Source organism: Mycobacterium sp., assembly GCF_025933915.1.
Lineage (GTDB): Bacteria > Actinomycetota > Actinomycetes > Mycobacteriales > Mycobacteriaceae > Mycobacterium.
Window position 1 is genome coordinate 1 of sequence record NZ_JAICZA010000162.1, and the last position, 9,880, is coordinate 9,880.

Sequence of the window (9,880 nt, forward strand, 5' to 3'; positions counted from 1 at the left end):
CATCACCTTCCCCGTCGCGTTGAGTGGGAGTGAATCAAGGAACTGTACCGCGCGCGGCACCTTGAACCCGGCCATGCGGTCACGACACCAGCCGATCAACTCGTCGGCACTGACGTCGCCTTTGCGCACCACAAACGCTTTGCCCACTTGACCCATCCGTTCATCGGGGACGCCGATGACCGCCGCCTGCGCGACGGCCGGGTGGTTGAGCAGGAAGCCCTCGATCTCGGCCGGATAGGCATTGAAGCCGCCGACGATGAACATGTCCTTTTTGCGGCCGACGATCCGCAGCCGACCCGCATCGTCGAACTTCCCCAGATCACCGGTGTGCAGCCAGCCCTCGGCGTCGATCGCCTGGGCCGTGGCCGCGGGATCGTCGAGGTAGCCCTGCATGACTCCGTAGCCGCGGACCACCACCTCGCCGTCGCCGGCGATGCGCACCTCGACTCCGTCGCAGGGTAGGCCCGCGGTGGTGGCCACATCCTCGAAGGAATCCCCCGGCCGGGACAGCGTCACGTTGCCGGCCTCGGTCAGCCCGTAGCCCGTCATCAACGTCTGGAACGGCAGTTCGCCGTGGATACGACGGACCAGTTCGACGGGGATGTCGGCGGCGCCGGTCACCGCGGCCCGCAGCGTCGACAGCTTGGACTTGTCGGCGACAGTAAGCAATGAGTGGTAGAGCGTCGGGGGCCCGGGAAGCATCGTGATGCGTTCGCGTTCAATGAGATCCACCACGGTGTCGACGTCGAAAACCGCGACCGGCAGCATCGTCGCGCCGCGGAGGAAGGACGTCACCAGGCCCGCCTTCAGGCCGAACGTGTGGAAGTACGGGTTGATCTGCAGATAGCGGTCCCCCTGGCGCAGGTCCGCAAGCGTCGCCCATTCCTCATACATCCGCAGCGTTTGGCGGTGATTCAGCATCGCACCCTTGGGCCGGCCGGTCGTGCCCGAGGTGAAGATGATGTCCGAGATGTCGGTTCCGGTCACCGGCCGCTCGAATGGCGAACCGCTGGACAGGAAGTCGGACTTCAGATCGATGACGGGTGTCCCCGCGGGCGCGGTGTAATCCTGGTCCAGAAAGCCCTTTTGGACCAGGACGGCCTTCACCTTGCTGCGGACGATGATGTCGCCCGCTTCCTCGGTCTTGAATCGCGTATTGACCGGGACGAGCACGCCGCCCGCCGTGAGCAACCCGAACGCCGCGATGATCCACTCGGCCGAGTTGGGCGCCCAGATCGCGACCCGGTCACCCTTGCCAATACCGAGGTCAGCGAAAGATCCTGCGGCGCAACGTATTCGCTCAACAACTTCGGTGAAGGTGAGACGCAACGGACCGTCGACGACTGCTTCCGCGTCGCCGAAGCGGTCCGCCGCACTCAAGACCATCTCGGGGATGGTCTGCCATGCCCGATTGGCCGGCGGCTGGTCCGTCACACCGTGACGAGTCGACCGAGGTTGCCGCCCATGATCTTTGCCTGGTCGTCGACGGACAGGTGCGACAGCGCGTTGACGTAGAACGTCGGCTCCGCCAGCCCCTCGGGATGCGGCCAGTCCGAGCCGTACAGCACCTGGTCCACACCGACGAGGTTGACCAGATCGTCGATGCCGTCCTCGAAGAACGGGCTGACGTGGATTCGGTTCTTGACCATCTCGACCGGATCGCTCGGGAAGGCCTCCGGCGCCTTCCGGAAGACTTCGGCCAGGCCGTCCAGCAGCGGGGTCATCCACTTCGAACCGGCCTCGACGATGGCCACCTTGAGCTTCGGGTGGCGGTAGAGCGCGCCGTGGATCACCCACGAGCCCACCGAGTCCTGGATCGGGCGCCACTCGTTGAGGATGCCCATCGCGTTGGTTTGGAAGGGCAGCATCTCCTGGTCGGCACCGTCCCACTCGGAGGTGTACCGGGAATAGCCGCTGTCGCTGGAGTGCATGCCGACCAGCAGGTCGTACTCGACGACCCGCTCCCAGAACGGGTCGAACTCGGGCACCGCGAACGACCGCGGGCCACGGAAGCCGGGAACGGGAGCCGGGCGGACCAGGATGCAACGCGCACCGCGCTTGACCGCCCATTCCAGCTCCTCGATCGCCTTCTCGACGATCGGCAGGGTGATGACCGGGGTGGTGAAGATGCGGTTCTGGTAGTTGAAGCCCCAGACCTCATCGAGCCACTCGTTCAGCGCATGCACCAGGACGTGGATGGCGAGCGGGTCGTCGCGCAGCCGTTCCTCGAGCAGGCTGGCCAGCGTCGGGAACATCAGGGTGCGGTCCAGACCCAGCTCGTTCATCTTCTCCAGGCGCGGGCCGGGCTCGAAGAACGCCGGGATCGCGCGCATCGGCTCACCGAACAGCTCGCGCTTGGTCTTGCCGTCCGGGTTGCCGAACTTGAAGTACTCCTCCCAGGCACCCGGCCGGGCGACGACCTCAAACGTCGGGTTGGGAATGTAGTTGCTGATGTGCCCGCGGATCGCGATCTTGGTGCGCCCGTTGATCTGCACGTACTGGACGTAGTCCTTGTACTCCTTGGGGAGAAACTTGGTCAGCGCCTCCGGTGGCTCGTAGAGATGGTTATCCGCGTCAAAGATCGGAAACGGGACGTCTTCCCGATGCGACAACTGCCCCATGAAATCCTCCTTCGCAATTTTTGAGAATTGTATTCTCTACGGGTGCCCAATGGCAACGTGGCCCCCCGACACCCGATTCGCCGTGATCAGCACGTCACGACGATCTTGAACGTGGCGGTGGCCGGCTCACTGGGGTTGTCGCTCCGGTAACCGTTGGCGCTGCCGCTAAGGGTGAACTTGTCACCCGTCATGCTCATGTCGGCGTTGCCGCCGGCACCCCGGGAGTACATCCCGCTGAACCCGCCCACATTCCGGATGCGCACAGACTGGGTCGCCGCCGGTTGCGCACCCTCGTCGACGATGACCTCGGCTCCGGAAAAATTGCTGCCGATGTCGATCATCCGGGTCCACTCCCTCTGACCGCACTTGACGATGTGAAAAGTCCGCTCGTGGCCGTTGACGGTCACCGATGCCGAACTCGAGATTTGGGTTGACGACCGCGACGTGCATCCCCCGAGAAGGGCAACGGTCAGGGCCGCAGCGGCGACCAGGATTCGGTTCCGCACCGAATCACCTCCATCCTCGCTGACGAAAGTTCTGGGCCTGCAGCGATGATGTTATTCTCGCGAAAAGAGAATGCCAATATCGGGTTTCTTGTCCGAGGAGCGATGACGCATGGTGGACCTAGAGATCGACGATGGGCTGGCGGTGCTCACCATCGATCGCCCCCATGCGCGCAATGCCATCGCCCTGGACACCATGGAACAGCTCGAGAAAGCAATCGACGCGGCGGCGGGCGCCGAAGCGCTGGTCATCAAAGGCGCCGGAGAGCACGCTTTCGTATCCGGCGGTGACCTCAAGGAGTTGAGCGCGCTGCGGACCGAAGAGGACGCCGCCGCGATGGCACGGCGGATGCGGTCCATCTGCGACCAGCTGGCAGACTTCCCCGCGCCCGTCATCGCCGCACTCAACGGTCACGCGTTCGGCGGCGGCGCCGAAGTCGCTGTCGCCGCCGACATCAGGGTGGCGGCCGACGACATCAAGATCGCCTTTAACCAGGTGCAGCTGGAGATCATGCCCGCCTGGGGCGGAGCCGAGCGGCTGGCCTCGCTGGTCGGGAAGAGCAAGGCGCTGCTGTTGGCCGGTTCGGGAACCGCCCTCAGCGCGGTCGACGCCGAGCGGATCGGTCTGGTGGACCGGGTGTTGCCCCGCCACGTCTTCGACTCGCCCGACGAGGGATGGCGAGCCATCGCGAGGTCGCTGGCCCGCCGGCCGGCGACGGAGATAAAGCGCGTGATTCGCGGAGTTTCTGCTGATGAGGCGATAGCATCCTTTGCACGGCTATGGGTTGCCGACCCGCACTGGCAGGCCGCCGAACGGCTCATGAACCGCAACACCAAATCCCGTCCGGCAGCCGGAGGAGCGTCATGACCACCGAAATGAAGACACTGCTGGGCGTCGGGTCCATCGTGTCCTTGGCTTCTCTGTTGGCGGCATCGGGCGTGCTGGTGGGCAGCGGACGGGCACATGCCGATGACCCGGTCATGCATCACGTCAAGTACACGGTCAGCGCGCAGAATCCGATCTACACCGCTATCTATTACCTGGATCATGAGCCGGCCGTTTTTGCTGACTACAGCCACGACCCCTACTCGTTCACACCGCACGTCGACGTCGACATCGCGCCGGGCAAGCCCTGGAGCTACGAGCTGAACCTGTCGAAACCCGAGGTGTATGCGATGGTCGTGGCGAGCACGGGCACCGAACCCGGCACGCCGGGGCTTCACTGTGATCTAGAGGTAGACGGAACCGTCGTCGTATCCAAGGACGGGCCCAAAGGGGTGCTTTGCTCGCTGCGGCACTGGTGAGCCACCCAGGACGGCGGCACGCCCGCGATGGGCCGTGGCTCGCCTTCCAGCCGGCGCAGATAACTTTCGACCAGTTCCACGGTTTCGGCGTGGCCGCCAGACATGCCGATCGCCTGCTCGAGCACCAGAAATCGCGACAGACTGGTCATCAGCACGGTCCACACCACCGGTGGCACGTCCTCGTTCTGCACGCCGTAGCGGTGCAGCGCGGCGGCTACCGCTTCCTGTTGCTCCTCGCGGAAACGCTCGGCGTAGTACGCGATTTCGGCTCGCATGTCTTTGCGGTGGTTGGCCAGCGCCATGAATTCCATCGAAATCTGGGTGAACCCGGGATCGGTCCCGAACCGCCACACCGCCCACAACGGCTGATCCGACTGCAGCGCTCGTGCCTGCACTTCGAGGCCTTCCTCGGCGCGGCGGCGGAAGACCTCGAGGAACAACTCCTCCATGGTGCGGAAGTAGTAGTGCACCAGCTGGGGTTTCAACCCCGCCCGGCCCGCCAGACGCCGCGACGTCACCGCGGCGTAGCCCTCTTCGAGCATCAGCCGCTCGGCGGCGTCGAGCAACAACGCGCGATTTTTCGCGTCCGGCGCCCCGATCCTGCGGGCAGATGTCATGTCCCTGCTCCGTACTGTGTGCCATCCCGTGCCGACCACACGGATCGTATCGTGGCGCGGCGCCCTGATCTTGACCCTGACATTACCGCCATGCTAAGCAGGTGCTCAGCACATTCTCGATTTCGAAATCATCGTGGCGGTACCGCTTGCCGCCGATACCACCGGTAAACCCAGCCCAGGGAGACGCAATCCGATGAGCACCTACGAGTCGATCGACTTCTTCACCGATCAGTCTCTGGTCCCAGATCCGCACCCTTACTTCGACTATCTGCGCAGTCGGAACCCGGTGCTGCGCCTGCCGCACTACGGCGTCGTTGCCATCACCGGCTACCAAGAAGCCTTCGACGTGTACAAGGACCCCGACACGTTCTCGAACATCGTCGCGCTCGGCGGGCCGTTCCCTCCGCTGCCGTTCACACCGGAAGGCGACGACATCAGCGCACAGATCGATGAGCACCGCAGTTCGTTCCCGATGTTCGAGCACATGGTCACCATGGACCCGCCGGACCACACCAAGGCTCGATCGGTGCTGGCCAAGCTCCTGACCCCGAGCCGGCTCAAGCAGAACGAGGAGTTCATGTGGCGCCTCGCCGACCGTCAGCTCGACGAGTTCCTGCACAACGGTGAGTGCGAGTTCATCGGCGAATACTCAAAGCCGTTCGCCACCTTGGTGATCGCCGACCTGCTGGGTGTCCCGGAAGACGACCACACGCAGTTCCGCACCGTCCTGGGTGCCGATCGTCCTGGAGCGCGCGTGGGTGCCCTCGATCACGAATCGGTCGGCATCAACCCGCTGGAATGGCTCGACGACAAGTTCTGTCACTACATCGAGGATCGACGTCGCGAGCCGCGCGGCGACGTGCTCACCTACCTGGCGGAGGCGAAGTACCCGGACGGTTCGACGCCCGAGATCATCGATGTGGTTCGCTCGGCCACCTTCCTTTTTGCCGCCGGGCAGGAAACCACCGCCAAGTTGCTCAGCGCTGCCCTGCAGGTGCTCGGCGACCGGCCCGACATCCAGCAGCAGGTGCGGGAGGACCGCAGCCTCATCCCCGCGTTCATCGAGGAAGCGCTGCGGATGGAGAGCCCGGTGAAAAGCGATTCACGCCTCGCCCGTAAGGCGACGACCCTCGGCGGAGTCGACATCCCCGCCGGCACCGTGGTGATGATCTTGCCCGGCGCCGTCAATCGCGATCCGCGCCGGTTCGAGAACCCGCACGAGTTCGACATCAACCGGAAGAACGTGCGCGAGCACATGGCCTTCGCCCGCGGCGTGCACTCGTGCCCGGGTGGGCCGCTCGCCCGCGTCGAGGGCCGCGTCTCGATCGAGCGCCTGCTGGATCGGATGTCGCACATCGAGATTGACGAGGCCCACCACGGGCCGAGCGCCGAGCGCCGCTACAGCTACGAACCGACGTACATCTTGCGGGGTTTGAGCGAGCTGCACCTCACGTTCACGACCGCCGACGCGATCGCACCCGTGGCCTGAATCAGATCTGCATGCCGACGAAGTAGCAGCCGAGCAAGACCGCACCGATCAGCACCACCCACGCGTCGGTGAGTCGGCACAGCAGGACCGGAGCGTCTCGCACCTCCATGAACTCGCGAAAGATGATTCGCACCTTGATCAGTGCGATCACGATGACGGTCGACGTGACCATCGCGCTCGACTTCAGCAATCCGCCGGCCGAGTGGTCTACCCACAGATAGGCCAGCGTGAGCGCCGAGAGGACCAGCCATACGATCATCAGCCGTTTGTTGAATTTGATTCCGATCACCTCACCACATACAGCAGCGCAAAGATGAGCACCCACAGGAAATCAACGGTGTGCCAATAGGTAGCGCAGGTTTCGACGATTTCCTGGGCTTCCCGAGGCCCCTGGGCTTTTCGCGCCGCTTTGCGAATTTGGTAGACGATGACGCCGAGCGCGACGAAGCCGATCAGCAGGTGCACGAAGTGGATCCCGGTGAGAAAGAAGTAATAGGTGAAGAAGTCGTTGCTATCGAGCCCGCTTCCGATGCCGACCAACCGGGCCCACTCGAGCACCTTGAAGACGAGGAAGACTGCGGCGAACGCGGCCGTGAGGTACACGTCTCGCAGCGCCGCTCGGTAGGCGCCGGCACGGGCCGACTGAACACAGCGCGCCACCGACCATGAGCTCAACAACAACACGAGGGTATTGAAGACTCCGATCCGCAGATCCAGCTGCGACTGGGAGTGTAAGAACAGCTCGGCATGTCGGGCGCGGTAGAACAGGTAGAAGCCGAAATACCCGGTGAAGACCAGTGTTTCGAACAACACGAAGGCCCACATGTCCGGCTGGCCCGGCACGGTGCGTTTGTTCCGGTCGGCCAGGTCCGTCATCGGGTAGCCGCCTCATTGCGGGCGCGGTCGGGTAGCGGCCCGGTGCCGAAGTCCTCCCGGCGGATCATCTGAAACAGCATGACGATGAACGTGACCTGGTAGATGCCGAACACCACCATGTCCAGCCACCACGCGATCTGGCCGTTCCAGGCCAAGATGCCCCGTCGAAAGACCCAGCACGGCGCCACGACGACCTCGGTCAACGCGTTGCACAGGTTGAGGTAGCCGAACCACTTGGGGAACACCCGATTCTTGTCGAGCAGGATCGCGACCATCCAGATCAGCGAACCGATCAGGAACACTCCCATGGTCCCGTCGAAAGACAGGAAGGCGAAGTCGTAGAGCCAACCGATCGCTTCGGGGTCTCGCTCTGGTCGCAGCGTCCCGACGATCAGCGCGATACAGAGCAGCAGCATGCCGGGAACCGCGCTCAACGAGTAGATGATCAGGTACGAATACCCGAAGGCCGGACTTACCGACATGCGCCGCATCGAATACGCGATGAGAGCGTTGTTGATCGCGATCATGCCGCTGATGGCGAAGATGACGCCGAACCCGAAAGGTATCCCGAGGTGGCGTTCGGAGAACCAGTGCACCTGGGTCGCGAGGTCCCACGTGGGCTGCGGGGGCGGCTGGACCTGCGCGACGATGAAGAACATCGGGAAGAACACGTTGTAGAAGACGACGAGCGTCCACCACGCCAGCCAGAGTTCACGCTTGGGGTTGTGGCGCAAATGCCAGGCAAACCGCTGATGCGCAGGGCCCGGGGGCGGCGTGGTCGGGGACGCCGGCGGTGTGATCACCGCACTCATGCATCGGCCAGTTCATCTGGGCGCCCGGCGTTCTCGGCGCGCTCCCGATAGATGGCTTGTCCCAACACAACGCCCATCACCACGATCCAGACGGCAATGGCGACGTTCTTCACCCAGAAGGACAGGAAGCCGTCCCATGCCAACGGGCCGGTCAATGACACGCCGACGAAGGCCGCTGGCACCAGCGCTGCCGCCACCAGGAGGTTGAAGTGGGCCACCCAACCGTTGAATACCGGACGCGGCTGATCATCGAAATATATTGCCAGGGCCAGGATTACGTTCTGCCCTATCAGAAACGGCACCAGGATGGTGAAGGTCATCCAGCCGAGATCATTGAGCAACTGGGTCAGCTCGGGGCTTCGTTCCGGGCGGAAAGCGGCCAGCAGCCAGCAGACATTGGCGACGAGGAAGAGTGTCGGACCACCGGCCACGCAACCCAACATCGCGTAGGAGAAGATCGGTGTCCGATGCGCCATGCGGCGGATCTGCAGCACGATCAGAGCCAGTATCGGGACGAGGCACACCCCGAACCAGTTGAACATGATCATGCTGTAGCGGATCTGCGGGAGGTGTGCGGGATCGCGATAGAACGCGGCGACCTGGTCTGCCGGCATCGAGGGTGACATCGGCGGATTGAAGGCCGGAAAGAGGAAAAACGATGCGATCCATAAGATCAGCGCCACCGGCAACGTCCAGAGCAGGATCAGCTCGCCATCGGTCCGCCGCAGCGCGGGCCGCGCCGATTGGCGACCGCCTGCATCGTTTCCGCCGACGTCGGACATCGGTACTCCTTCCCCCACGAAATCGCCGCCCAAAACTTGGCTAGTGAGCGAAGCTAGCCGATCGGCTAGCCTCGGTCAATAGTGTCGTCTAGTCTCGGTGCGTGGGAACAGCACGGCAGCCGGTCACCGGTGAGCAATTCTGGTTGATCGCGCACAGCGCTGCGCGGACACGGGTACTCGATGCCGCATTGGATCTGTTCGCCACACACGGTGTCAGCGGTACATCGCTACAGATGATCGCCGACGCCGTCGGTATAACGAAAGCTGCTGTGTACCATCAATTTCGGACCAAAGAGCAGATTGTCATCGCCGTGACCGAGCGCGAACTCGGGCGCCTCGCGCCGGCCCTCGAGGAGGCCGAAGCCTACGAGAATGGGCCTCAAGCGCGAGATGCCTTGTTGGTCGGTGTGATTGAGATGGCCGTTCGCGACCGCCGGTTGGTGCGCACGCTGCAATTCGATCCCGTCGTCGTCAGGTTGCTGGCCGAGCACAAGCCGTTTCAACTTTTCATGGACCGTCTGTACCAGGTGCTACTGAGCGATGCGGGTCTGGACGGGCGGATCGAGGCCGCCATGTTCTCCGGCGCGCTCAGCACCGCGGTCATGCATCCGCTGGTCGCCGACATCGACGATGACACATTGCTCGATCGGGTAACCGATTTAAGCCGCCGACTGCTCGGCCTGCCTCGGTAAGACCCCGAGTGCCCCTGACCAACGTAATCGCGGCTGAACCGAAACGGTGCGGCTACGAGTCGGCGCGGATCCAGCTCAAAATGCCGTCGTGGGCGTAGCAGATCAGCAAGAGGCCGTCGGGCGCCTGCGCGACGTAGTTCTGGTAATTCTGGCAATCGGCGTTTTCGTTCTTGACTCCCGCCA

12 protein-coding genes are annotated in these 9,880 nt (G+C 63.6%); 4 read left to right on the forward strand and 8 right to left on the reverse strand.

The genetic code is table 11. The annotated features are described in order from the left end of the window. The 3 genes from Q0W90_RS20245 to Q0W90_RS20255 all read right to left on the reverse strand — a co-directional run. The coding region (locus Q0W90_RS20245) for a FadD3 family acyl-CoA ligase (RefSeq protein WP_297776205.1) at positions 1-1,434 on the reverse strand (1,434 nt) is incomplete at its 3' end. Beyond that, the gene (locus Q0W90_RS20250; RefSeq protein ID WP_297697505.1) at positions 1,431-2,621 is read right to left on the reverse strand and encodes an amidohydrolase family protein; all 1,191 of its coding nucleotides are present in this window, start codon (positions 2,619-2,621) and stop codon (positions 1,431-1,433) included. The genes Q0W90_RS20250 and Q0W90_RS20245, both read right to left, overlap by 4 nt. Before the next feature lie 86 nt (positions 2,622-2,707). After that, entirely contained in the window at positions 2,708-3,127 is a 420-nt protein-coding gene (locus tag Q0W90_RS20255; protein ID WP_297776209.1) for a lipoprotein LpqH, read from the reverse strand. A 109-nt stretch (positions 3,128-3,236) separates the two neighbouring features. Here Q0W90_RS20255 and Q0W90_RS20260 point away from each other — a divergent pair, with 109 nt between their 5' ends. Both Q0W90_RS20260 and Q0W90_RS20265 read left to right on the forward strand, forming a co-directional pair. Then, positions 3,237-3,992 (forward strand): enoyl-CoA hydratase/isomerase family protein, encoded by a 756-nt coding sequence (locus Q0W90_RS20260; protein ID WP_297697504.1) that lies wholly within the window; start codon positions 3,237-3,239, stop codon positions 3,990-3,992. A 71-nt stretch (positions 3,993-4,063) separates the two neighbouring features. Further along, positions 4,064-4,429, forward strand: coding sequence for a hypothetical protein (locus Q0W90_RS20265; RefSeq protein ID WP_297596563.1), 366 nt, complete (start codon positions 4,064-4,066; stop codon positions 4,427-4,429). Here the strand turns inward: Q0W90_RS20265 and Q0W90_RS20270 are convergent. Further along, positions 4,345-5,046, reverse strand: coding sequence for a TetR/AcrR family transcriptional regulator (locus tag Q0W90_RS20270; protein ID WP_297596549.1), 702 nt, complete (start codon positions 5,044-5,046; stop codon positions 4,345-4,347). The genes Q0W90_RS20265 and Q0W90_RS20270 overlap by 85 nt on opposite strands. A gap of 193 nt (positions 5,047-5,239) precedes the next feature. Here Q0W90_RS20270 and Q0W90_RS20275 point away from each other — a divergent pair, with 193 nt between their 5' ends. Then, positions 5,240-6,535: a cytochrome P450 gene (locus tag Q0W90_RS20275; RefSeq protein ID WP_297596547.1), complete on the forward strand. Its 1,296-nt coding sequence runs from the start codon at positions 5,240-5,242 to the stop codon at positions 6,533-6,535. Between the two features lies 1 nt (position 6,536). Here Q0W90_RS20275 and Q0W90_RS20280 read toward each other — a convergent pair whose 3' ends face one another. From Q0W90_RS20280 to Q0W90_RS20295, 4 genes are read right to left on the reverse strand one after another with little or no spacing between them, the layout of a single operon-like run. Next, positions 6,537-6,821: a cytochrome C oxidase subunit IV family protein gene (locus Q0W90_RS20280; protein WP_297596562.1), complete on the reverse strand. Its 285-nt coding sequence runs from the start codon at positions 6,819-6,821 to the stop codon at positions 6,537-6,539. After that, positions 6,821-7,411, reverse strand: a complete 591-nt coding sequence (locus Q0W90_RS20285; RefSeq protein WP_297697503.1) for a cytochrome c oxidase subunit 3 — start codon at positions 7,409-7,411, stop codon at positions 6,821-6,823. Before Q0W90_RS20285 ends, Q0W90_RS20280 begins: the two co-directional genes overlap by 1 nt. Continuing rightward, positions 7,408-8,223, reverse strand: a complete 816-nt coding sequence (locus Q0W90_RS20290) for a hypothetical protein (RefSeq protein WP_297596542.1) — start codon at positions 8,221-8,223, stop codon at positions 7,408-7,410. Before Q0W90_RS20290 ends, Q0W90_RS20285 begins: the two co-directional genes overlap by 4 nt. Then, complete coding sequence (locus Q0W90_RS20295) at positions 8,220-9,005, reverse strand: hypothetical protein (RefSeq protein ID WP_297596540.1); 786 nt, start codon at positions 9,003-9,005, stop codon at positions 8,220-8,222. The genes Q0W90_RS20290 and Q0W90_RS20295 overlap by 4 nt, the downstream gene beginning before the upstream one ends. Positions 9,006-9,106: 101 nt before the next feature. Between Q0W90_RS20295 and Q0W90_RS20300 the strand changes: the two genes are divergently transcribed. Beyond that, entirely contained in the window at positions 9,107-9,697 is a 591-nt protein-coding gene (locus tag Q0W90_RS20300) for a TetR/AcrR family transcriptional regulator (RefSeq protein WP_297596538.1), read from the forward strand. The last annotated feature ends 183 nt before the right edge of the window (positions 9,698-9,880 follow it).